Source organism: Staphylococcus sp. 11007852 (genome assembly GCF_011394325.1).
Lineage (GTDB): Bacteria > Bacillota > Bacilli > Staphylococcales > Staphylococcaceae > Staphylococcus > Staphylococcus agnetis.
The window spans coordinates 123,773-148,657 of record NZ_JAANBJ010000022.1; the positions used below are offsets into that span (position 1 = coordinate 123,773).

Sequence of the window (24,885 nt, forward strand, 5' to 3'; positions counted from 1 at the left end):
CTACAACATTTTATAAAAAAACACTAATATTGATACGCTTTTTTTGATATAATCATTGTGACCCACATTCTTAAATTCTGTTTAAATTTGTGGACATATACTAAAACATTACATATTAAGGGGTTTAAATTATGAAATTGAAACAATTGGCAGTTATTAGTTTATCGAGCTTATTAGTATTAGGTGCATGTGGTCAAAACGACTCAGGTAAAAAAGAAGCTAAACAAGAAACACAGCAAAAAGAAGACACGTTAAAAAAATACAAAGAAAACTTAAAGACGTTTGTTAACAAAGATCTTGATACTTACGACAATACGATGGACAAATTGTCAAACTTAGACTTGAGCAATAAAGATAAAATTGTAAAAGAATTCAAATCAGTCTCACAATCATTAGATGAATCAAGAAAAAATTATGAATCTAAGAAAGTCGATGCTAAAACACCAGAAACTTTAAGTAAAATTGAATCTAGCTTTTTAGAGTCAAACAAGTCTGTTTCTAAAGGATATAATGGTATCGCAACGAGTTTAGATAAATTCTTTAAAAAAGAAATCTCTGAAAAAGAATTCGCAGCAGATATGAAAAAATATGAAGAAGAGTCTAAGAAAGTCGATATGGGCGGTATTACTTTAGATGATATTAAAAAGCATTTAGGCGAAGACACTGCAAAAAAATATGAAAAAGTACAAAAACGTATCAATAACATGACTGAATAACATAACAATAAGCACACATTCTTATGAATGATGTGCTTATTTTTTTAAATCTTTATCACATATATTAAACTCTCACATATTTACACTTGAGTCTAACCTACAACATGACCTCACAAAGATTAAAATCAAATATGCACGTTTATATTATGCGCTCATTTTCATCGAATGATTTTGTTACATATTCATTTTTTAAATGAGGTCAAGATGATGATCTATATTTAACATTACCTATCCATATAAAAAAGCGCTCACATTCAATAATGAATAGTAAGCACTTTTTGAAATTTAGCGGGGTGAATAGCTTTTTAAAGGATATGATTCTGATTGACCGTACATAGTGTTTTAAATCAGCGTATCTACTTTCTATCACCTTTGAATCATTTATTATTAAACGAATGATTTAAAAGTAATTGTTTTTGTGCGTCGTTTAAAAATGTATAAGATACTGCTTCTAAATTAATTCTTTCTATTTCTTCAATTGTAATTAAGTCATGATGTAACAATAATTCATATTCTTCTATTAAATTTGTTTGCGTCACAACGCGATTATCTGTGTTGATTAAATATGGAATCCCGTATTGCTTTAATTGCGGTAAATCCAACTCATGGATGTGGTTGATCGCTTTCGTTTGAAGATTACTTTTTGGACAGATTTCTAATAACACATCGTTATTTTTAAAATTGTAGAGCGCTTCTTTGTCTTGAAATAAAGCAACACCATGACCAATTCTTTTAGCTCAAAGTGCAACCGCATCATGAACATTTTTAATACAACCACACTCTCCAGTATGTAAGGTCATATTTAAATTTATTGAGTTCGCATATTGAAGCACTTCAGAGAACTTGGACATAGAGGCATCCTGTTCACCACCTGCCAAATCCCCACCAACAATATAATATTCTAGTAACGCATTGGCTTTAATTTCTTTTAAAATTTCAATATTATCTTGTTCTGAATGATGTTTCATGCCACACACTAAAATCCGAATGGTCATATTACATGCAGATTCAGCCTCTTTCGCACCTTCACATACCGCTTGTAAAACAGAAGCAATTGATTCTTCTTTATGCGTATGTAACCTTGGCGCAAATCTGATTTCAATATATTTCACACCATCACGTGCGGCTTGTTTAGCAACATCAATGACACTTTCTTTTAAACTCTGTGCTGTTTGCATTACTTTTAAAATTTCATCGAAGGATTGCAAGTACTCATCCAAACTTTTACACGTTTCCCCTACCGTTATTTTATGAAAATCGATTGTGATATTTTGTAGTGCCGATTGTCTTTTTAAAAATTCAAAACTTACAGAACCATCTAAATGACAATGCAACTCTACTTTAGGTATTGAAACCAAATCTATCTTATTCCCCATAACTCCAACCCTCTTTTTCATCTCTCTTTAATCATAAGAAATTATATTACAAAAACAATTAACAGGATGTCAAATCACTGCAATAGGAATGTTATGATATCCGTTCTTAAAGCACATAATTTTCTATAATATTAAAAAACGCCTCTAAATCCATGTTTAAAGATGACAATAACCCCCTCGAGAGAGGTTATATACGTAATAATAGGATTTAACCCATTTTTGTTACCACAGAGTGACCAATTAATCAGGACCAGCCGTAAAACGGGTGGTTTGCTCTTGGGCTATAAGCCCGCTATACCGGCTAACGTCTAAAGGCGCTGGCTTTTTCATTTCATGCTCAAGCCAAAATGCCATTGTCTCTTTAGCTAGCCTCTAAAGAGGCTTTTGACTAACTTCAATAACCCTTAAAAGGGTCTTCATATTCTCTTACGCTCAACTTATCAATCGCTTTATCGTGTTTTTCTTGGTTCTGTATATATTTTTTTATTGTAGCTTCATTTAATCCAACTGTACTTACATAATATCCTTCTGCCCAAAAGTGACGATTTCCAAATTTATATTTCAAATTTGCATGTCTATCAAATATCATCAAAGCGCTTTTACCTTTTAAATACCCCATAAAGCTTGAAACGCTTATTTTAGGTGGGATGCTCACTAATAGATGTACATGATCTGGCATCATATGTCCTTCTATAATCTCCACACCTTTGTATTTGCACAATAACTTTATAATTTCAATAATTGATGGTCTGTATTGATTGTATATGCTTTTTCTTCTATACTTTGGAGTAAATACAATGTGGTATTTACACATCCATTTTGTATGTGCTAAACTCTTGGCTTCATTAGCCATAACAAATCCCTACTTTCGTTATTAATTTGGCTTGAACACCTTAATTATAACGCTAAGCAGGGATTTTTTAGTATAACTTTTGTTGCCCACCCCCATAGCAGGTGGTTTATTGTTTCGCACGTTTTACGTGCTCAACTGACTGAAGTCATTAATAAAAAAAGGGCAACCGTCGTAACAGTTGCCCTTATTGCCAAAAGAGAATGGAACTCTTTTCGAACCCAAAACCCCGAGTAATTAGTTATATAACCCCCTCGAGAGGAATCGAACCTCTATTGTAAGAACCGGAATCTTAAGTGTTATCCATTACACTACGAGGGGTTAATAGTATTAAATTGGTAAAGCCGTTTCTAATGCCTTAAAATCAATAGCGATTCAAATGTTTATTTTTTGACCATTTTTGACTTTTAAGTTAAAATAGATTCAAAGCTATTTATAGGAGGAAAGAGTTATGAATTTAATTCCTACAGTTATTGAAACAACAAACCGCGGTGAACGCGCATATGATATTTACTCACGTCTTTTAAAAGACCGTATTATTATGTTAGGCTCTGCGATTGATGACAATGTCGCAAATTCTATTGTATCACAACTTTTATTTTTACAAGCACAAGATGCTGAAAAAGATATTTATCTTTATATTAATTCTCCAGGTGGTAGTGTAACTGCTGGATTTGCTATTTATGATACGATTCAACACATTAAACCAGATGTACAAACAATTTGTATCGGTATGGCAGCTTCAATGGGTTCATTCTTACTTGCAGCAGGTGCTAAAGGTAAACGTTATGCATTACCAAATGCTGAAGTAATGATTCACCAACCATTAGGTGGTGCGCAAGGTCAGGCAACCGAAATTGAAATTGCAGCGAATCACATTTTAAAAACACGCGCGAAATTAAATAAAATTTTATCAGAGCGTACAGGTCAATCGATTGAAAAAATCCAAAAAGATACAGATCGCGATAACTTCCTTACAGCTGAAGAAGCTAAAGAATATGGCTTAATTGACGAAGTTATGCACCCTGAATAAAAATGATAAAAAGCGAGCCAACTTTGAGATGGCTCGCTTTTTTATACTTCAAATGGTTCGCCATTTCTAATTTTATCAGCCATTTCATTTAATTTTCGCAAACGATGATTAATACCCGACTTAGAAATCGTACCAGTACTGACCATCTCTCCTAGGTCTTTAAGCGATACATCTTGATGTTCAATTCTTAATTTAGCAACTTCACGTAAGCGGTCAGGCAAATTATCCAAACCAATTTCTTGATCAATTAATTGAATACTTTCAACTTGTTTCATAGCGGCACTCACTGTTTTGTTTAAATTCGCTGTCTCGCAATTCACAAGTCGATTAACTGAATTACGCATATCGCGTACAATACGTACATCTTCAAACTTTAATAATGCTTGATAACCGCCAATTAAACTTAAAAATTCTGCGATACGTTCAGCCTCTTTAATATATGTGATCCATCCTTTTTTGCGCTCTAATTTTTTGGCATTTAACTCATAATCATTCATTAAAGCGGTTAACCCTTCAGAATGACCTTCATAAAGTGAAAATATTTCTAAATGATAAGAAGACGTTTCTGGATTATTCACAGAACCCCCTGCTAAAAATGCACCACGTAAATAACTACGTTTCATATCATCGTCTTTAACCATTTCGTCATCAATATCATGACTAAACATACCGTCCTTTAAAATGCCAAGTTCATCTAATATCTCTTTTGTCTTCATCTTAATACGACAGATATAAATATTGTTTTTCTTTAATTTCATTTTTTTACGCACTAATATTTCGACTTCTACATGAAAAACAAGTTTGATTAAAGAATAAATGCGTCGTGCAGTCGTCGCATTTTCTGTTTGAATATTAATAACAAATTGCTGGTTCGAAAAATTCAAAGCCCCATTCATTCGAATCAATGCGCTGAGCTCTGCTTTTGCATTGTTCGCATCTGTTTCTATGCGGGTTAATTCATTTTTCATTTCGGATGCAAAGCTCATGATTATCGATTCCTCTCTTCACCGTACATTATCTTTAATAGAATGCTTATCTTTCATTGTATCATGAATGTGATTAAACGAGGTGCACCACTATCATTGTTTTCAATTCATTGTCCGAAAGCGATATTGTCATCATTATCTTTTTCGTCGATGTTTGATACGGTTCGGATCAAATTCAATGGTGCTGATTTCCTCAAGAGCAATATCATAAATCATGTCCGCCAAAACATCATTACAATGTCGTACATGATGATTTTCAGATATTTGAGCCAGTCCTTTACCTGTGACAAGCTTAATCCCACTTTTTATAAGTTCGCCGGCATCATAATAGACTGGCCGTGCCCCTTTTTGCTCATACTTTTCCAATATTTCATTCGAAAACGTGATTTCGTTCGCAATGACAAAATCGATAACATGATGGCCTAACTGCTGATGAATCGCATCAATATGATCAAGAACAGAGTATCCATCTGTTTCACCTGGTTGTGTCATAATATTCGATACATATAATTTTTTTGCTTCGCTTTTAACAATGGCATTCGCAATTCCTTTTACACATAAATTTGAAATCACGCTAGTGTAAAGTGACCCTGGTCCTAAAACAATTAAATCCGCTTCCAACAAAGCTTCGACGGCTTCATCCATAGGCTCAGCATTCGCTGGCTCAAGAAATACGTGGCTAATTTTTTTATGTTTACTTGGGATATTCGATTCACCAACGACAATTTCACCATCTTCCATCACAGCGTTAAGAGACACGCTGGATATGGTTGAGGGAATGACGCGACCTTTTATATTTAATATTCGGCTTAATTCCTTAATCGCATGCCCGAAATCATCTGTAATGTTTGTCATTGCAGCGATGAGTAAGTTACCTAATGAATGACCGCTGATTTTATCTTCTTCAAAGCGATATTGGAATAATTGCTCTAACGTAGGTTCGACATCACTTAATGCCGCAAGCACATTTCGTACATCACCAGGAGCTGGAATGTCCATTTCATGCCGTATTTTACCTGTACTGCCTCCATCATCCGCAACAGTAACAATACACGTAATATCTATTGGAAACTTTTTTAAGCCTCTCGCAAGCACAGATAGTCCTGTGCCGCCTCCAATTAACACTATTTTAATTTGCTTCATGCTTATCGCCACTTTCAATATGTGCGTCTCTATGATGCACATGAATATCATAGTCAAAGTGCTGTCTAAGATCTTCAGATAGACGTTGTGCTAATGCAACGGATCGATGTTGACCACCTGTACATCCGATTGCGATAACAAGTTGTGACTTCCCTTCTTTTTTATACCCTGGAATCATAAATAATAATAAATCTAATAATTTTTCGTAAAATGTGTTAGTTTCTTTCCATTTCATTACATAATTATAGACATCATCATCCATCCCTGTTAATGGACGTAATGATTTAACGTAATATGGATTCGGTAAAAATCGAACATCAAAAACAAGATCGGCATCGATTTGTATCCCATGCTTAAACCCAAAACTTTGTACATTAATCGTAAAAGTAGGATGATTCGATTTATTGAAATATTCATATACACGAGAACGTAATTCTTTTGGCTTTAAATGTGTAGTGTCCACATTATAATTTGCCATACTGCGAATATCAGATAATAAATTTCGCTCCTCACTTATAGCTTCTACTAACGTTAAATTATTTTGATCTTGTAATGGGTGTCGACGTCTTGTTTCTTTATAGCGTGATATTAATTTTTCAGTCGTTGCGTCTACAAATAGTACATCCGTAATAACATTTTTACGACTTAAAATATCATCAATTTCTTTAACTAGCGATTTAAAAAATTCGCGTCCTCTTAAGTCAATGCCAATAGCCACCTTTTGTAATGTCGGATTTCCTTGTTCCATCAATTCTACAAATTTCGGTAACAAGATCGGTGGTAAATTATCGACACAAAAATAACCTAAGTCTTCTAAACTTTGTATCACAACTGACTTTCCAGCCCCCGACAACCCAGTGATCACTAATAATTCGCTTTTGACGATTTCATTTTTTTCTTCATGTTGCATACGTATCCACCATCCAATCATATTCTATTTAAGTGTACATGAAATCCTACTTCAGTAGTAGCGTTTGTGTAAAAAAAGAGTGCATCAGTGTTCTCATCATGTGCATTTGATGGACTGACCCACTCTTTTTGTATATGAAGTTATGACCTAAATATTTATCATAAATTAAGCTTCGGCTTTATCTTTAAGTTCTTCGATATATTCTTGAACACTTTGTGCAGCAATACTACCATCACTTGTTGCAGTAACGATTTGACGTAAGCCTTTTTCTCTAACATCTCCCGCAACATATATACCTTCAACTGCAGTACTCATATCTGGGTTTGCAACAATGTACCCAGCTTCATTCGTAATACCTAAATTTTCGAATGGTTGCGTTAATGGTTTCATACCGATATAAATAAATAATCCGTCTGCATCTACTGTTTGTTCTGAACCATCCTCAGTAGATACAAGTGTTAATGAACCCACTTTACCGTCTTTTTCATTTACAGATTTTAAAGTGTGGTTCCAAATAAAATCGATTTTTTCATTTTTAAATGCACGGTCTTGAAGAATTTTTTGTGCACGTAATTTATCGCGTCGATGTACGATTGTCACTTTATCTGCGAATTTAGTTAAAAATGTCCCTTCCTCAACCGCAGAGTCACCTCCACCAATCACGTAAACATTTTTATTTTTAAAGAATGCACCATCACAAACGGCACAATAACTTACACCTCTGCCACCAAGCTCAGATTCACCTGGCACACCAATTTTTTTGTATTCTGCACCTGTAGCGATAATCACAGCAGTCGCTTCAACTTGACTAGAACCTAAATCGATAACTTTGTAATCACCTTTATCTTCAATACCTTTGATGTCACCGTATTTATATTCCGCACCAAATTTTTTGGCATGTTCAAACATTTTAGTAGATAAATCCGGCCCTGAAATCATTTCAAAACCCGGGAAATTCTCTACTTCTTCGGTATTTGCCATTTGACCACCTGGCATACCACGTTCAATCATAACTGTGTCTAAATTCGCACGTGAGGCATATACTGATGCTGTCATACCTGCTGGACCCGCACCGATAATCGCAACATCATATCTTTTTTGTTCTGACATAGATGAATCCTCCTCTATTCTTTATCATACGCATTTTACAACATTTTGAGCCTAAATATGAAGTTAAATGCTCAATAAATGCGCTAATGCACGTTCTAACTTATCTTCTGAAACACCGAACATTTCACTTAACTTTGATTTTAGCATCGATTGATTTGTTGTATTAAAGTACAAATAACTTACTGCTGCAGTATACGCATTGACATTGTCTGTATCTACGTCCGTTTCTAATAAAGATTCGGCATAATTAATCCAACTTAAAAACAATGCTGTTTCGTCTTTCGTTTCAGATATTTGATATATCTGTTGCATTCCTTTGTGAATAAAATTTAACTTTCGCAATTGTAGACCTTGGATGAGATACGATAAATATAGTTTTTCATAATCTCCCATATCTTCCAATATTGACCAAACATCTTTCGTCATCAATACTTCTTTTCCATTCAGTTGATGAAGTAAAAACAATCCGTAAAGACGTCGATGCCCATCATCACTCGTAAGTAATGGCGCGATGTGTTCGTTAAAATAAGTCTCACTCGTATCCATAATCCATGGCGGCACACCCGGCGTGGCTTTAGCAAAATCTTGCAATCTTTTCCAGAAGTGTTCGCTTTGAGATGGTTGACCTAAATAATAATAATTAAAAGACAAGGCATGAAACAGTTGGAACGTTTGGAAACTTCCTTTTCGATGAAGGGGTAAAAGTAATTGTTGCGACGCCTCATATTGCTTTAAATAACTTAAAACGATACCCAATTTAAAAGATTGGTCATCATTCATTGGTATAATTTTGTTTAAAACTTTAATGTAATGCGCATATTGCTTTGTTTCATTCATGTTATATAAAAGTAACGTGTAATGACATAACGCATGTACATCTGACGCGTCTTCCTCTAATAAAGTCTCAAACATTGCTTTAGCTTCTTTATTTTCATTGAGGTAAAGATAACACATTGCTAAAAGGTTTCTCATGACTTTATGATTTTTAATATGCGTTTCTTGGTTCAATATATATTCACGTGCATCAAGTAGTCTACCTTGACCAAATAAATATTGAAAGATGATTTGAGCGACAAATAATTCACTTTCAAGCTCTAATTGCGCGTCACCCATCAATGTAACTTCAAACATGTGTTCTAATTCATCACGATAATCTTCATCTTGCGTTAAAAACGCATACCGCAGCCCGAATAAATACGCTTTATTCGGTTCATTCAAGTCAATGTTTAACTGACTCAATTCATACAAACACGTTTCAATTTCATCATCTTTGCTCAATGCTTCATAATAAATCGCTTCCGCTTTTTTAGGCTGACGTAACTTCACATAACACGTTGCAAGTTGTTGTTTTGCATCAAAATTATCTGGTGACAATTCTAACACTTTGTCCAAATATTTTTTTGCTTTTGCGTATTCTTGCTGTAACATTTTTTGATGTGCCAATCGCTCATATAATGCTACATCAGTATCAAGTTGAATAATTTTGCGCTGCTGTGTCATCCTTGTCACCTCACTTTCACAACGGTTTAATTTGTATTGGATTGCCTATCGCTTTCGAATTACTAGGAATATCTTTGGATACGACGGCATTGGCCCCTATTAGTACGTTATCTCCAATTGTCACGCCAGGTAAAATTGTAACATTTGCACCTATAAGCGTATCGTTTCCAATATTGACATCACCTAACCGTAACTGATCAGGTAAAAATTCATGCGTTAATATTGTCGTATGGTAGCCTATAGTCACATTGTGCCCTATTGTGATTTTCTCTGGATACATTAAATCAGGTACAACTTTAAAAGCAATAGCTGTATGGTTACCAATATTCATATGTAGTAAACGTCGATACAACAGAGGTTTAAGCTGAATCCATGGAAAATAGCGCAAACATTCGATAATGATTACATTTTTGAATAATTTGGCAAACGAAATAAATCGATACAAATACCACAATGGGTTATATTTGCCTTTTGATACTATGACCTTAACCTTTCTTGCCATAAGACTTACCCTTCCTTTGCGTTGGCCAAGGTAAAATTGAAACATCTTTATATTTCGGTGGTTTTACTTTTAATCTTCTCCATAAAATCATACCTACACCTATGAGTATGAGCAAGATAGACATTAACTGTGCCACACGTATTGTCTCAGTTAACATCAAACTATCTGTACGTAAACCTTCTACAAAGAAACGACCGATAGAATACCATATTAAGTATAAGAAGAAGGTTTCACCTACAAGTAGATGCTTGCGCAGTGAAATAAGAATGATAAACCCAATAAGGTTCCATAACGATTCATACAAGAATGTAGGATGATAATACACACCATCAATCAACATATTATCAATGATAAATTGAGGTAAGTGTAAATCTTCTAAAAAGGCACGAGACACCGGACCACCATGTGCTTCATGATTCATAAAATTACCCCAACGTCCAATGGCTTGTGCTAAAATGATGCTCGGCGCGGCAATATCACCTAATTGGAATGGATGCCAATCTTTGCGATAGCAGTAATAAATCCCTGTAATAAATGCCCCTATGAGCCCTCCATGTATCGCGAGTCCACCTAACCAAATCATCGGTATTTCGACGGGATGCATGAGATAGTAATTGAGATTAAAGACTACAAAATAAAGCCGTGCAGTTAAAATTGCAACTACAACACAAACGAGTATCGTATTGATAAGTTCTTCCTCTTTAAAACCAATTTTTTGAGCGCTTTTTTGTGCAAGGACATACCCTAATAAAATGGCAGTTGCAATAATAATGCCATACCATCGCACATGAATTGGCCCAAGTGAAAATGCGATAGGATCGATATAACCTAACAACATTACACATCTCCTTTACGTTGACTATTTTTTAATATTTCAGCATTTAACCGCTCGTTAAATTCTTCTGCAGTGTTGATCCCCATAATATTTAATCGGTAATTCATCGCCGCGACTTCAATAATGACTGCGACATTGCGTCCTGGACGTACGGGTATCGTTTTCTTTGTAATTTCAGTATCCATAATTTTTAATGTTTCTTCATTTAAGCCAACACGATCATACAGTTTATCTTGTCGCCAAGTCTCTAAATTAATATTGAGACGAATACGCTTTTGCGTTAATATTGATCCTGCACCAAATAGAGTCATCACATTGATAATGCCTAATCCTCTAATTTCTAATAAGTGCTCGATAATTTTAGGTGGTTTTCCAATGAGTTGATCTTTATTAATCTCCTTAATTTCTACATTGTCGTCAGCTACTAATCGGTGTCCACGTTTAACCAGCTCTAATGCTGTTTCACTTTTACCAATACCAGAATCACCCGTAATTAATACACCTACGCCGTAAACATCGACAAGCACACCGTGCAATGATGTTGAATTCGCAAGTTCATGCTCTAAAAATGTTGTAAATCGTCCCATAACACGTGTTGTGGCTTCATCAATATACATAAGTGGCGTATCCGTTGCATGTGAAGCTTCTATTAATTCTTCTGGTGCTTCATGACCTCTTGTGATAATAATCGCTGGGGTTTCAGGCCTACATAATTTACGCATCCGTCCTTTACGTTCTTCCAAAGGCAATAAATTGTAAAAAGATAATTCTGTTGTCCCTAAAAGTTGAATCCGATTGGATGCATAATGTGAAAAATAGCCTGCCATTTCTAAACCAGGTCGAGAGATATCTGTATTCATTATCGGTCGATCCAATCCTTTTTCACCAGCAATCACATTCAATTTGAACTTTTCCACTAAGTCTTTTGTCGTTAACATACGTTCACCTCAATTAGTGCTTTCATCAATGATTTCAATTATAGTATACAAAATAATCTATACGTATAAAGTTTCATCGTTTATCATTCCATTATACATGAACAGGGTGAGAGTATAAAAATAAATCTTTTTGACTTATTTTCAACGCTCACCCTGTGATTTAAAAGCTATTTGCCATACTTATTCAGTTTTTCAGTCACATCACGAAATGTTTTTTCAATTTGGCTAAACGTATCCATGGCACTATCATTTTGTTCACGGTCTTTTTTTGAGGACTCATTCTTTTTATCTGTAGCTTTTTTTAATGTAGATGTGACTTGTTTCAATGTTTGATTCATAAAGTCTTCCATTGAAGAATCGGATTGACGTTCGTGTTGATGTGAATGCGACTGATTTTCTGTTGAGTGATTTGGAGGCTTCGCTGACATGTCTTGGTGTTGGGTTGTTTTACACTCAGATTGTTGATGCTCATGTGTTTTCCCATACATTGCATCCAATAAAATCGCCGCAGACTCCACAGAAATTTTATGCGCTTCTAACAATTCTAAAACTTTCATTTGTGCCTCTTTCATAGCTCACCCTCCATCCGTGCTTTATCACGGGCAAGAACTTGTTTTAAATATTTGCCCGTGTAGGACGATTTTGTTTCAGCAATTTCTTCAGGTGTCCCAGTAGCTAAAATGGTGCCACCACCTTCTCCACCTTCAGGTCCTAAATCGATAAGGTGATCTGCTGTTTTAATCACGTCTAAATTATGTTCAATAATAACAACCGTATCACCGTTATCGACGATTTTGTTAAGCACTTTAAGCAATCGACTAATATCATCAACGTGTAGTCCTGTTGTAGGTTCATCTAAAATGTATATTGAGCGACCGGTCGACCGTTTATGCAATTCAGAGGCTAATTTAACACGTTGCGCTTCTCCACCAGACAATGTAGTAGCAGGCTGTCCAAGTGTAATATATCCTAAACCAACATCTACAAGTGTTTGTAATTTACGTTTAATTTTAGGTATATTTTCAAAAAAGCGTGTTGCATCTTCAACAGTCATAGCTAGAACATCAGCAATGTTTTTGCCCTTATAAGTGACTTCTAATGTTTCACGATTATATCGTTTGCCTTCGCACACTTCACAAGGTACATACACATCAGGTAAGAAATGCATTTCAATTTTTATGATACCGTCACCTTTACACGCCTCACAACGGCCACCTTTCACGTTAAAACTGAAACGCCCTTTTTGATACCCTCTTACTTTCGCTTCATTTGTAGATGCAAAAACATCACGAATATCATCAAATACGCCGGTATACGTTGCAGGATTTGAGCGTGGTGTACGCCCAATTGGCGATTGATCAATATCAATAATTTTATCAATTTCATCTACACCGTGAATCGCAACATGGGCACCTGGACGTACTTTAGATTTGTTAATTTGCTTTGCTAATGCTTTATATAACACTTCATTTACAAGAGAACTTTTACCAGAACCCGACACACCTGTCACGACATTCATCACAGAGAGCGGAAAAGCAACATCAACATTTTTCAAATTATTGCTGCGTGCCCCTTTAATTTCAATTTTACGTTCTGTAATGTCACGCCGTGCTTCTGGAACAGGAATAAATTTTTTGCCACTCAAATATTGACCTGTCAGCGATTTTTTATTTCGCATCACTTGTTTCGGTGTGCCATTTGCAACCACTTGACCACCATGTTCTCCAGCTCCAGGACCAATATCGACAAGATAATCCGCTTCCATCATCGTGTCTTCATCATGTTCAACAACGATAAGGGTATTTCCTAAATCACGCATATCTTTTAATGTTGAAATCAAACGATCGTTATCACGTTGATGTAAACCGATTGAAGGTTCATCAAGAACATAGAGCACCCCAGACAAACGTGAACCGATTTGCGTCGCAAGGCGTATACGTTGTGCCTCGCCACCTGACAATGTACCTGAAGCACGGTTTAACGTTAAATATCCTAATCCAACATTATTTAAAAATTCTAATCGTGCAATGATTTCTTTTAAGATCAGTCGTGCAATCTGCTGATCTTGGTTAGACAACTGGATATTTTGATAATAATGTAATGCGTCGTGAATAGATTGTGAAACGACTTCTCCAATATTTTTACCTGCAACATAGACAGATAACGCTTCTTTACTTAAACGCTGACCCTGACACGTTTCACATACTTGCTCTGCCATATATTTTTGCATCATTTCTCGAACATACTCTGACGGTGAATCATGATAGCGACGTTCAATATTAGGAACGACACCTTCAAAAACCATCGTTCTTTTACGCGACTGGCCAAATTTCGATTTAAAAGTAAACGTAATTTCCTTGTCTCCAGATCCATACAAAATAATATTTTTTTGACGCTCGGTGAGCTTTTTATACGGTTTATCCATATTAATTTTATACACTTCACATACGCGTTTAAGAAGTGTTGGATAATAATCAGAACTTGTAGGTTCCCAGGCTAAAATAGCCCCCTCATTGAGGCTCTTTTCTTTATCCGGAACAACCAAGTCTAAATCTACTGTTAACTTTTGTCCTAAACCATCACACGTTGGACATGCACCGAATGGGCTATTAAAACTAAACATCCGTGGTTCTAATTCACCAATTGAAAACCCACAGATTGGACAGGCGTGTTTTTCAGAGAACTCCAATTGTTCTCCGTCTATCACATCTACAACGAGTCGACCTTCTGATAATTCTAAAACGGTTTCAATTGAATCTGCGAGACGTGTTTCGATGCCAGGTTTCACAACTAAACGATCGACTACAATTTCTATCGTATGATTTTTATTCTTATCTAATTCAGGTACTGCCGTTATATCCATGATGTCCCCATCAACGCGCACCCGTACATATCCTTTTTTGCTAATATCATTGAGTAATTTTTCATGTGTCCCTTTACGATGATTCACGATAGGTGCGAGCAATTGAATTTTCGTCCGTTCTTCTAATTGAAGTATACGGTCGGCCATTTGTTGAACCGTTTGTGATTCAATTTCAATGCCGTGATTCGGACAAAAAGGTTTGCCGATTCTAGCATATAATAGTCGAATATAATCATAAATTTCCGTGACTGTCGCCACTGTTGAGCGAGGGTTCTTACTTGTAGTCTTCTGATCAATAGAAATTGCCGGAGAAAGTCCTTCAATCGTGTCTACATCAGGTTTATCCATCTGACCCAAAAACTGTCTGGCATAAGCACTTAACGACTCCACATACCGGCGTTGTCCTTCTGCATAAATCGTATCAAAAGCAAGAGAAGACTTACCAGAACCTGACAATCCTGTCATGACAATAAGTTTATGTTTCGGCAATTCAATATCTACATTTTTTAAATTATGTGCACGAGCACCTTTCACAACGATTGACGGTTCTTTCATTTTATTCACCCTTCTGCTTTTAATTCAAATAACATATCTCTGAGTTCCGTAGCTCTTTCAAAGTCTAACGCTTTTGCAGCTTCTTTCATTTCTTTTTCTATATTTTTAATCGTTTTTTCTCGTTCTTTTTTCGTCAGTTTTTTAGGGACTTCTTTACGGTGGTCATCATTGATTTCATCTGTTTCAACCGTAGCACTAATGACATCATGTATTTTTTTATTAATAGTAGTTGGTGTGATACCATGTTTTTCGTTATAGGCCATTTGTATACTACGACGTCGTTCTGTCTCATCAATCGCATATTGCATAGAATCAGTGATTTTGTCAGCATACATAATCACTTCACCTTTATCATTACGTGCAGCGCGTCCAATGGTTTGAATGAGCGATCTCTCCGAACGTAAAAATCCTTCTTTATCTGCATCTAATATAACAACTAATGACACTTCTGGAATATCGATACCCTCTCTTAATAAATTAATGCCTATTAAAACATCAAACGTCCCCATACGTAAATCACGAATGATTTCGATACGTTCTAGCGTTTTAATTTCTGAATGGAGATAGTTTACCTTTACCCCAGCTTCTTTAAGATATGTTGTTAAATCTTCACTCATTTTTTTCGTTAATGTCGTAATGAGCACACGTTCATTACGGTCTACACGCTCTTGTATTTCAGATAATAAATCATCAATCTGATTTTTTGTCGGTCGCACTTCAATTTTAGGATCTAATAATCCAGTTGGTCTTATAATTTGTTCAACCATTTCATCCGTATGCTCTAGTTCATAAGGACCAGGTGTAGCGGATACATAGACCAGTTGTCGTGCTTTCGATTCAAATTCTTCAAATTTTAAAGGACGGTTATCCAATGCGCTAGGCAAACGGAAACCATGTTCAACTAACACATTTTTTCGTGCTTGGTCACCATTGTACATCCCTCTAATTTGAGGTAAAGTCACATGTGACTCATCTATCATAATTAGCCAATCGTCTCCAAAATAATCGAGTAACGTATACGGCGTTGAACCTAACGGACGTAACGTTAAGTGCACAGAATAATTTTCAATACCTGAACAAAATCCCATCTCACGCATCATTTCTAAATCGTAGTTCGTGCGTTGCTCTAATCTTTGGGCTTCAAGTAGTTTGTTTTCATTACGCAATTTTTCAAGTTGCGTGGCTAATTCTTTTTCAATACGGTCAATAGCAATCTTCATTTTTTCCTCGCGGGTAACGAAGTGAGATGCTGGAAATAGTGCAAAATGTTCACGTTCACGTAGCACTTCTCCTGTTAAATAATTAATTTCACTGACTCGGTCAATTTCGTCGCCAAAAAATTCCACACGGATACATAACTCATCTCTAGAGGCTGGGAAGATTTCTACGACATCGCCTCTAACCCGAAATGTTCCCCGTTTAAAATCAATGTCATTCCGTGTATATTGTACATCAACAAGTTTTCTTAATAGTTCACTACGATCCATTTCCATGCCCACACGAATACTTACCACTAAATCTTTATATTCTTCTGGGTTACCTAAACCATAAATACAACTCACACTTGCGATAATAATGACATCATCACGCTCAAATAATGCACTTGTTGCAGAGTGACGCAACTGATCAATTTCATCATTAATAGAAGCATCTTTTTCAATAAACGTATCTGTTGACGGGACGTACGCTTCTGGTTGGTAATAGTCATAATAACTTACAAAATATTCCACTCTATTGTCAGGGAAAAACTCTTTAAATTCACTATACAATTGACCCGCTAATGTTTTATTATGTGCAATGATTAATGTCGGCTTACCGACTTCTTTAATCACATTACTCATTGTAAACGTTTTGCCGGTACCTGTAGCCCCTAAAAGGGTTTGATGACGCTTACCTTCTTTAATACCTTTAGCAAGTTCAGCAATCGCTTTAGGTTGATCACCTTGAGGGTCAAATGTGGATGCAATTTTAAAAGCATGATGCTCCATTCGTGTACGCTCCTTTCAACGCAATAGTAAGTTTATTTTAGCAAAAATTTCACAGCAAGTACAAACATCTGTTCGGGATTTTAGTAATTAACTTTTCTTATCTTAAACACAAATAAGGATAAGATTCCTTTCTTAAGGAAATCTTACCCTTCATTATCCTGTTGTTTATGAATTTGCAACTGGTCAACAATAATATAGCCAGCTAATAACGATACAACATCTAAAAAGATAATCCATTCATTGTGAAAGAATTCTTTATATACTGATGCACCTATTAAAATAAGTGTAATGAGTGTGCCCACCCACTTGCTTCTCGTGATTGCACTAAATATAACTACGAGAACACATGGAAAGAATGCGGCTAACATATACCATATCATGATTATCACACTTTCCTATTTTTAAGAATTTGCATCGTCATTTCTCGTAATTCTGTACGAGGTATGAATTTTTCTGTTAACATCTCAGGAATGATGTTTTCAATAAAATCTTGAACCGCATGCAAATGATCAAATTGCATAATTGTTTCTAAACTCATTTCATAAATTTCAAAGAATAGAGGTTCTGGATTACGTTTTTGAATTTCCCCAAAAGTTTCATACAAAAGATCAATTTTGTCTGCGACTGCTAATATTTGCCCTTCTAAAGAATCGTCTTTCCCCTCTTGAAGACGTTGTCGATATATTGCTCTATATCGTTCTGGTATTTCCTCGGTAATAAAGGTATCCACCATTTCTTCTTCAACTTGTGAAAATAATTTTTTTAATTCTCCACTCGCATATTTTACAGGTGTTTTGATATCTCCGGTAAACACTTCTGCAAAATCATGATTTAACGCTTTTTCATACAAACTTTTCCAATCAACATCTTTGCCATGATATTCTTCAACCGTTCCTAAATATTGCGCAATCTTAGTCACTTTGAAAGAGTGGGCAGCGACATTATGTTCAAAATATTTAAATTTACCTGGCAAACGAATTAGTTTTTCTAAATCTGATAGTCTTTTAAAATATTGATGTACACCCATTACCAGACCTCCTTTAATGTTTTGAAACCGTTCTATTACCGTAAGCGAAAGTATTTTTCTAGTTTGATGATAATATAACACAAAATGAAGGATTCTATCACTATATAAATTAATGTACGATAAATATTCAAATTTAATGAATAAAATAAAATTGTTCATATGATTCAATCACGCGATGATTGACGACAAAAGGTGCCACCCAATTCATTTCTGATACGACGATTGCATTGCTTTTTATCGTTTCGACAATGGCCACATGCCCAAAAGGGCCTTCCTGCGAAACCATGATTGCACCTATTTGAGGTGACGTTGAAACATGAAATCCTTGGGCTCGCGCATGTGCATACCAATGTTTGGCATCACCCCAATGATTGTGAATCGGACGTCCTAGTGCCATTCGTCTTTGAAAAGCATAATACGTGCATTGACCTTGTAAATATAAATTTTGCGAGGAATCTGATTTATGATTTAAAAAGTTTAATGTTGATTTATCTTTAATAGGTGGCTGTGTTTTTGAGGAGGTTTTGTTTCCTTGGAAATAGGCTGTTGTTTTATGAAGAATATTTAAAGTGGAAAGTGACCTATCTTGATACGATGTGTGATGTTTTGGTTGGGAAGTACGCGAGGGAGATGCTATCGTAGGCGTTGGTATCTGTCGTGGTTGAAATAACAACGCGGCTCCTTTAGGAGATATCGCTAACCATTGTTTGGGTACTAATGTTTTAAAGGTCGGATTATATTGATAAAATGTGTGCGTTGTTAAATGATAACGTGCCAAAATACGATTTAAGGTATCACCTTCTTCTACAATATGAACATGTTTATTAGGGATACGAATTTTTTTAATCGTTTGCGATGGTTGCCCATATGAGGGATTTAAACTTTTTAATTCTTGAACAGATATACCTGTTTTTTGTGACAAATCGTTCAGTGATGCACGATTATGGACATCAATACTTTGTGTGAGTGATGTGTTCGCAACGATCAACGCAATGACATAAGTTCGTAACATAGATTCTTTCTGTACTCCTTTCTAAATAGAAAAACTTGGAGTATTACGTTCAAGTCCACACTCCAAGTTTCTATACATTTTAATTCAATTGGCTTCTAAGGTAAGCATCTATAAACGGCCCAATTTCTCCGTCCATAACCGCGTTTACATTTCCCGTTTCCGCATTGGTACGATGGTCTTTCACCATAGAATACGGGTGAAAAACATACGATCTAATTTGACTGCCCCAACCAATTTCTTTTTGTTCTCCACGAATTTCAGCAAGTTCACGCTCTTTTTGCTCAATTTCAAGTTGATACAATTTCGCTTTTAGCATTTTCATTGCAGCTTCACGGTTTTTAATTTGTGAACGCTCATTTTGGTTGTTTACGACAATACCAGTCGGATGATGCGTAATTCGGATTGCTGATTCTGTTTTATTAATATGCTGACCACCAGCACCCGAAGCACGGAACGTGTCGACAGTTATGTCATCAGGATTAATCTCAATTTCGATTTTTTCATTATTGAATTCAGGTATGACATCACATGAAGCAAATGATGTATGACGACGTCCTGAAGAATCAAATGGTGAAATGCGTACTAAGCGATGCACACCTTTCTCAGCTTTTAAATAACCATAAGCATTATGACCTTTAACAATCATCGTCACACTCTTAACTCCTGCTTCATCACCAGCTTGATAGTCAACGATTTCTACTTTAAACCCTTGTTGTTCACAAAAGCGCTGGTACATTCTGAGCAACATATTTGTCCAGTCCTGCGATTCTGTACCACCAGCACCTGGATGCAACTCCAAAATCGCATTATTTGCATCATGTTCACCATCAAGTAAAAGTTGAAGCTCAAAGCGGTCAATTGTTGTACCATAGCTTTCAACGAGTGATTCCAGTTCATTTTTGAGTTCTTCATCATCATCTTCTTGCAAAAGTTCAAACGTTGCTTTCATGTCTTCGATTTCATTATTAATGTCATGATACGTAGTCACGATTGCCTTTAAAGCATTATTTTGGTCAATGATTTCTTGCGCTTTCGCTTGATCATCCCAAAAGTTGGGTTGCGCCATCATTTCTTCATATTCTTGTATATCTGTCTCTTTTTTTTCTAAGTCAAAGAGACCCCCTGAGTTGATCGAGTTTTGACTCGAAATTTTCAATTACACGTTTAATTTCAGATCGTTCCATGTCTGTACTCCTAATCATCAAAGTTTAATTGCCACAGCAATTTTTATACTTTTTACCACTACCACATGGGCATGGTTCATTACGTCCTATTTCTTGATCTTTAACAATTGGTTTTGGTTTTACTTTTTCTTTGCCATCATTAGCTGAAACGTGTTGACCTTCAAACTCTTTTGTTTTTTCACGTTGTACATCATCTTCAACAGTGACTACAGATTTTAAGATATATTTACTTACATCTTCCTCAATGCCTTGCATCATAATGTCGAACAGTTCATGACCTTCATTTTGATAATCACGTAACGGATTTTGTTGACCATAAGAACGTAAATGAATCCCTTGTCTTAATTGGTCCATAGTATCAATGTGAGATGTCCATCTTTCATCAATAGAACGTAGTAAAATCATACGTTCAAATTCAGGCATACGGTCACCCAATGCATCTTTTTGACGTTGATATGCTTGTTCAATTTTAGCCCAAATGATATCAAACATATCTTCACGATCTTTACCATTGATTTCAGATTCTTTTAATTCTCCTTCATGGAGGAATACATCCTCTACGTAATGAATTAACGGTTCATAATCTGGATTTTCTGCATCTTCATTGACATGATATTGAATCGTACGTTGTAACGTCGATTTCAACATTTCGATTACAAGTTCTGAACTGCTTTCATCATCAATAATACGATTACGTTCTTCATACATAATTTCACGTTGTTTTCGCAATACTTCATCGTATTCAAGAATACGTTTACGTGCATCAAAGTTGTTACCTTCAACACGTTTTTGGGCTGATTCTACAGCGCGCGAAACCATTTTAGATTCAATTGGCGTAGAGTCATCCATGCCTAAACGATTCATCATTGCTTGCATACGCTCTGAACCAAAACGCACCATCAAATCATCTTGTAATGATAAATAGAAACGACTATCTCCTCGGTCGCCTTGACGTCCTGAACGTCCACGTAACTGATCATCAATACGACGTGACTCATGTCTTTCAGTCCCGATAACGGCAAGTCCACCAAGCTCTTCTACACCTTCACCTAATTTAATATCTGTACCACGACCAGCCATGTTTGTTGCAATCGTAACTGCACCACGTTGACCCGCATCAGCGACGATTTCAGCTTCACGTTCATGGTTTTTAGCATTTAAGACACTATGACGAATACCGCGTTTTTTAAGTAAATTAGAAATGTATTCACTTGTTTCCACTGCTACAGTACCTAATAAGACTGGTTGACCTTTACGGTGTTTTTCAATTACTTCTTCAACAACTGCGTCAAATTTCCCTTTTTGACTTACGTAGATTAGGTCAGAATGGTCCACACGTTGTACAGGGCGATTCGTTGGAATTTGAGTTACCGTCATATTATAAATATTTCTGAACTCTTCTTCTTCTGTTTTCGCTGTACCTGTCATTCCTGCTAATTTGTTATACATTCTGAAATAGTTTTGGAATGTAATTGAGGCCATAGTTTTAGATTCATTTTGAATTTTAACTGATTCTTTAGCCTCAATCGCTTGATGAAGCCCTTCAGAAAAACGGCGCCCTGGCATTGTACGTCCAGTAAATTGATCGACGATTAAGATTTCACCATTAGTAACCATGTAGTCGATATCTCTAGCCATTGTATAATGCGCTCTTAACGCAAGGTTGATATGATGAATGATATCCACATGTCTAACATCATATAAGTTGTCTAATTTAAACATGCGTTCTGCTTTATCGATGCCTTGTTCTGTAAGTTGAATGGCTTTCGTTTGAACATCATAGTTGTAATCATCTTCAGCTTTAAGCATTTTGGCAAAAACATTCGCTTGTGTATATAATGATGTTGATTTTTCCGCTTCTCCCGAAATAATTAAAGGGGTACGTGCTTCATCAATTAAAATAGAGTCAACCTCATCAATAATCGCAAAATTCAGCTTACGCATGACACGGTCTTCTTTGTAATTCACCATGTTATCTCTTAAATAGTCAAAACCAAGTTCATTGTTAGTACTATAAGTGATATCTTGCGCATATGCTTCACGTTTTTCATCTGTTTGTAAATTGTTTGTATTCAAACCAACTGTTAGGCCTAAAAATTCATATAAGTGCGCCATTTCTTCACTTTGTGATGATGCAAGATATTCATTGACTGTGATAACGTGTACACCGCGACCTGTGAGTGCATTTAAATACGTTGGCATCGTTGCTGTTAAGGTCTTACCTTCACCTGTTCTCATTTCCGCAATATCACCTTTATGAATGGCAATACCACCCATAATTTGAACTCTATAAGGAATCATACCGAAGACACGTTTTGATGCTTCTCTAACTAATGCAAATGCCTCTGGTAATATCTCATCTAACATATTATCTTGTTTTCTTTTATCTTCAATACTTTGTAATTGTTCTTGAAACGCACGTGTTTTTGCTTTGATCTCATCATCAGTTAAAATTGCCATATCTTCTTCTAATGCAATGACTTTATCAGCAATTTTTCCAAGACGTTTCACTTCTCGGTTATTACCTTCAACCAGTTTTGTTATAAAACCCATTTATTTCGCTCCTTTAGCAATAAACTCTATCGCTTACAACAACACATCATATCATTTTTAGGTATAAATTTATACTCATATACTTATGTCTTAAGAAAATACTAATATTAATAGCCCTATTCAAAACTTATTGAGCTATGAAAATAAAACACCATGCTTTATTATTTTTAAACGCTTGTTAAGTGTATACTGTAGCAACTCATTAATGGTTCTCAGGAGAATAATGTATGACCTCAATTTAACGTAGATCTAAGTTTCAACACATCATAATGAGGCAACATACGTGTTAAAACTTTGAAGATTTAACGCAATGTTCAATTACGCTCTATTTATGTTGATTTTGTATTGTGAATCAATCACCTAAATGCGCATCCTATACATCCTCAAAAACATAGCTACACGAATTAATGATAAAGTGATGAACCGGAATGACTATCACTATCATTTTATAATGGACTAAGGGACCAGAACATTTACATTATGTCCCAGCCCCTAAAGTGATACAACTCGTATGAGATTCAATCATTTATTCTAATGATTCTGTTTCAATCAATCCATATTTTCCGTCTTTTCTACGATAAACAATACTTGTTCCTTCAGTATCTCTGTCATGGAACACGAAGAAATCATGGCCTAATAAATTCATCTGAAGTACTGCTTCTTCAGAATCCATTGGTTTTAATCCAAATGTTTTAGAACGGATAATTTCGATTTCCGAATCACTTGATTCGTTGTCGATATCCGGTGATGTTGCTTCAGCATCTACAAAAATATCTTGTTCATTTCCACGGTCGCGATTTTTGCGGTTAACACGCGTTTTATATTTACGAACTTGACGTTCTAATTTATTCGTAATTAAGTCGATGCCTGCATATAAATCATCATGACGCTCTTCCGCTCTTAAAGTAACATTTTTCAACGGAATTGTTACTTCAATTTTTGTACCTGAATTTTGGTAAGTTTTCACTTTAACGTGTGCTGTTGCATTAGGTACGTTAGTGAAATATCTTTCTAATTTACCAATCTTGTCTTCAATGTAATTGCGAATAGCATCTGTGATTGTGAGGTTGTCTCCATGAATTTCAAAGTTAATCATAGTGCTCGCTCCTTTCAACCTCTTGTTATTGTATTTCTTACTTATATTTTACCATGTTTATGCTAACGTGCAAACGTTAACATACTCAATTTTCTGACTTTTCTTTGAAACAGCTTAACCGCAACGTTATGCGCAGTTCGGCCTGTTGTGTAAATATCATCCACAAGTAAAATACGTTTATTTTCGAGGTTTATATCACCTTTCACTTCAATATCATTACTTAATGACATTCGCTCTTTTAAAGTGAGTTGGTATTGTTTTGGTCGTCGATGCATCTTTAAACAGTCTTCAAAATCGATACTTAACGCACTTAAAATTAACTTGTACAGGATTGAAAGTCCTTTCGATGTCATTCTCTTTTACAGACGGTACTGGAATAATGTAATCATAATGTTGAGCTTTAATGGATATGTACTTTGCAATAACTTGAGCAAGTGCAACATCCCCAAGAAATTTGTATTGATGGAAAAGGGTTTTATAAAAACCTTCATAATGAAAGCATGCATCTATCGAATCAAATGTATAAACGTATTTAACTGAGTCACAATTGATACATTTTGAATTCTGGTATTCACCTAAACAATAGCTACATCTCCCCGTAGAATTAAAAATGCATTGTTCTAATAAATTCCTACAATGTTCACATAGAATGTTTGTGGGTTGAAATAACAGCTCTAAAGTAAATAATTCATCATAAAACGAATGACA

The 24,885-nt window shown here is 35.5% G+C and carries 21 protein-coding genes and 1 pseudogene; 2 read left to right on the top strand and 20 right to left on the bottom strand.

Annotated elements, in window-relative coordinates; translation table 11 throughout:
• Positions 1–131 precede the first annotated feature (131 nt).
• Positions 132–716 carry a hypothetical protein gene (locus G8Y85_RS06520; RefSeq protein ID WP_165805593.1) on the top strand — a complete coding sequence of 195 codons (585 nt, stop codon included), beginning with the start codon at positions 132–134 and terminating at the stop codon, positions 714–716.
• A gap of 377 nt (positions 717–1,093) precedes the next feature.
• On the opposite strand, the pseudogene add reads toward G8Y85_RS06520, so the two are convergent.
• Positions 1,094–2,113: pseudogene (add, locus tag G8Y85_RS06525) on the bottom strand (adenosine deaminase).
• A gap of 373 nt (positions 2,114–2,486) precedes the next feature.
• The gene (gene tnpA / locus G8Y85_RS06530; RefSeq protein WP_103345497.1) at positions 2,487–2,945 is read right to left on the bottom strand and encodes an IS200/IS605 family transposase; all 459 of its coding nucleotides are present in this window, start codon (positions 2,943–2,945) and stop codon (positions 2,487–2,489) included.
• A 448-nt stretch (positions 2,946–3,393) separates the two neighbouring features.
• Here tnpA and clpP point away from each other — a divergent pair, with 448 nt between their 5' ends.
• Positions 3,394–3,975, top strand: a complete 582-nt coding sequence (gene clpP, locus G8Y85_RS06535) for an ATP-dependent Clp endopeptidase proteolytic subunit ClpP (protein ID WP_037567907.1) — start codon at positions 3,394–3,396, stop codon at positions 3,973–3,975.
• 41 nt (positions 3,976–4,016) lie between these two features.
• On the opposite strand, the gene whiA is transcribed toward clpP, so the two are convergent.
• From whiA to G8Y85_RS12355, 18 genes are all read right to left on the bottom strand, one after another.
• Positions 4,017–4,961 carry a DNA-binding protein WhiA gene (gene whiA, locus G8Y85_RS06540; RefSeq protein ID WP_165805594.1) on the bottom strand — a complete coding sequence of 315 codons (945 nt, stop codon included), beginning with the start codon at positions 4,959–4,961 and terminating at the stop codon, positions 4,017–4,019.
• Between the two features lie 135 nt (positions 4,962–5,096).
• On the bottom strand, positions 5,097–6,104 hold the full coding sequence (locus G8Y85_RS06545) for a gluconeogenesis factor YvcK family protein (protein ID WP_165805595.1): 1,008 nt from the start codon (positions 6,102–6,104) through the stop codon (positions 5,097–5,099).
• Complete coding sequence (gene rapZ, locus G8Y85_RS06550; protein ID WP_060550614.1) at positions 6,091–7,014, bottom strand: RNase adapter RapZ; 924 nt, start codon at positions 7,012–7,014, stop codon at positions 6,091–6,093. Before rapZ ends, G8Y85_RS06545 begins: the two co-directional genes overlap by 14 nt.
• A 165-nt stretch (positions 7,015–7,179) precedes the next feature.
• Positions 7,180–8,124 (bottom strand): thioredoxin-disulfide reductase, encoded by a 945-nt coding sequence (gene trxB, locus G8Y85_RS06555; RefSeq protein WP_037567899.1) that lies wholly within the window; start codon positions 8,122–8,124, stop codon positions 7,180–7,182.
• Positions 8,125–8,187: 63 nt separating this feature from the next.
• Positions 8,188–9,624, bottom strand: a complete 1,437-nt coding sequence (locus G8Y85_RS06560) for a tetratricopeptide repeat protein (protein ID WP_165805596.1) — start codon at positions 9,622–9,624, stop codon at positions 8,188–8,190.
• A gap of 16 nt (positions 9,625–9,640) precedes the next feature.
• A complete protein-coding gene (locus tag G8Y85_RS06565) occupies positions 9,641–10,126 on the bottom strand; it encodes an acyltransferase (protein WP_103345547.1) in 486 nt (161 codons plus the stop codon).
• A complete protein-coding gene (gene lgt / locus G8Y85_RS06570; RefSeq protein WP_060550610.1) occupies positions 10,110–10,964 on the bottom strand; it encodes a prolipoprotein diacylglyceryl transferase in 855 nt (284 codons plus the stop codon). The genes G8Y85_RS06565 and lgt overlap by 17 nt, the downstream gene beginning before the upstream one ends.
• The gene (gene hprK, locus G8Y85_RS06575; protein WP_060550609.1) at positions 10,964–11,899 is read right to left on the bottom strand and encodes an HPr(Ser) kinase/phosphatase; all 936 of its coding nucleotides are present in this window, start codon (positions 11,897–11,899) and stop codon (positions 10,964–10,966) included. The genes lgt and hprK overlap by 1 nt, the downstream gene beginning before the upstream one ends.
• A gap of 167 nt (positions 11,900–12,066) precedes the next feature.
• Positions 12,067–12,471: a hypothetical protein gene (locus tag G8Y85_RS06580; protein WP_103345548.1), complete on the bottom strand. Its 405-nt coding sequence runs from the start codon at positions 12,469–12,471 to the stop codon at positions 12,067–12,069.
• Positions 12,468–15,317: an excinuclease ABC subunit UvrA gene (gene uvrA / locus G8Y85_RS06585; protein ID WP_165805597.1), complete on the bottom strand. Its 2,850-nt coding sequence runs from the start codon at positions 15,315–15,317 to the stop codon at positions 12,468–12,470. The genes G8Y85_RS06580 and uvrA overlap by 4 nt, the downstream gene beginning before the upstream one ends.
• 5 nt (positions 15,318–15,322) lie before the next feature.
• Complete coding sequence (uvrB, locus tag G8Y85_RS06590) at positions 15,323–17,305, bottom strand: excinuclease ABC subunit UvrB (protein WP_107376392.1); 1,983 nt, start codon at positions 17,303–17,305, stop codon at positions 15,323–15,325.
• Between the two features lie 143 nt (positions 17,306–17,448).
• Positions 17,449–17,685 (bottom strand): CsbA family protein, encoded by a 237-nt coding sequence (locus G8Y85_RS06595; RefSeq protein ID WP_037567884.1) that lies wholly within the window; start codon positions 17,683–17,685, stop codon positions 17,449–17,451.
• Positions 17,686–17,690: 5 nt separating this feature from the next.
• The gene (locus G8Y85_RS06600) at positions 17,691–18,332 is read right to left on the bottom strand and encodes a YfbR-like 5'-deoxynucleotidase (RefSeq protein ID WP_037567881.1); all 642 of its coding nucleotides are present in this window, start codon (positions 18,330–18,332) and stop codon (positions 17,691–17,693) included.
• Between the two features lie 133 nt (positions 18,333–18,465).
• The gene (locus tag G8Y85_RS06605; protein ID WP_165805598.1) at positions 18,466–19,344 is read right to left on the bottom strand and encodes a COG3942 and LysM peptidoglycan-binding domain-containing protein; all 879 of its coding nucleotides are present in this window, start codon (positions 19,342–19,344) and stop codon (positions 18,466–18,468) included.
• A gap of 79 nt (positions 19,345–19,423) precedes the next feature.
• Positions 19,424–20,528, bottom strand: a protein-coding gene (gene prfB / locus G8Y85_RS06610; RefSeq protein ID WP_103345551.1) for a peptide chain release factor 2 whose coding sequence is annotated in 2 segments (ribosomal slippage) — positions 19,424–20,455 and positions 20,457–20,528 — 1,104 coding nt in all. Because the reading frame shifts where the segments join, the coding sequence is not laid out codon by codon here.
• 24 nt (positions 20,529–20,552) lie between these two features.
• Positions 20,553–23,081 carry a preprotein translocase subunit SecA gene (gene secA / locus G8Y85_RS06615; protein WP_107371285.1) on the bottom strand — a complete coding sequence of 843 codons (2,529 nt, stop codon included), beginning with the start codon at positions 23,079–23,081 and terminating at the stop codon, positions 20,553–20,555.
• Between the two features lie 526 nt (positions 23,082–23,607).
• Positions 23,608–24,177, bottom strand: a complete 570-nt coding sequence (hpf, locus tag G8Y85_RS06620) for a ribosome hibernation-promoting factor, HPF/YfiA family (protein WP_060552454.1) — start codon at positions 24,175–24,177, stop codon at positions 23,608–23,610.
• A 62-nt stretch (positions 24,178–24,239) separates the two neighbouring features.
• Positions 24,240–24,530 (bottom strand): ComF family protein, encoded by a 291-nt coding sequence (locus G8Y85_RS12355; protein WP_246864157.1) that lies wholly within the window; start codon positions 24,528–24,530, stop codon positions 24,240–24,242.
• Positions 24,531–24,885: the final 355 nt, after the last annotated feature.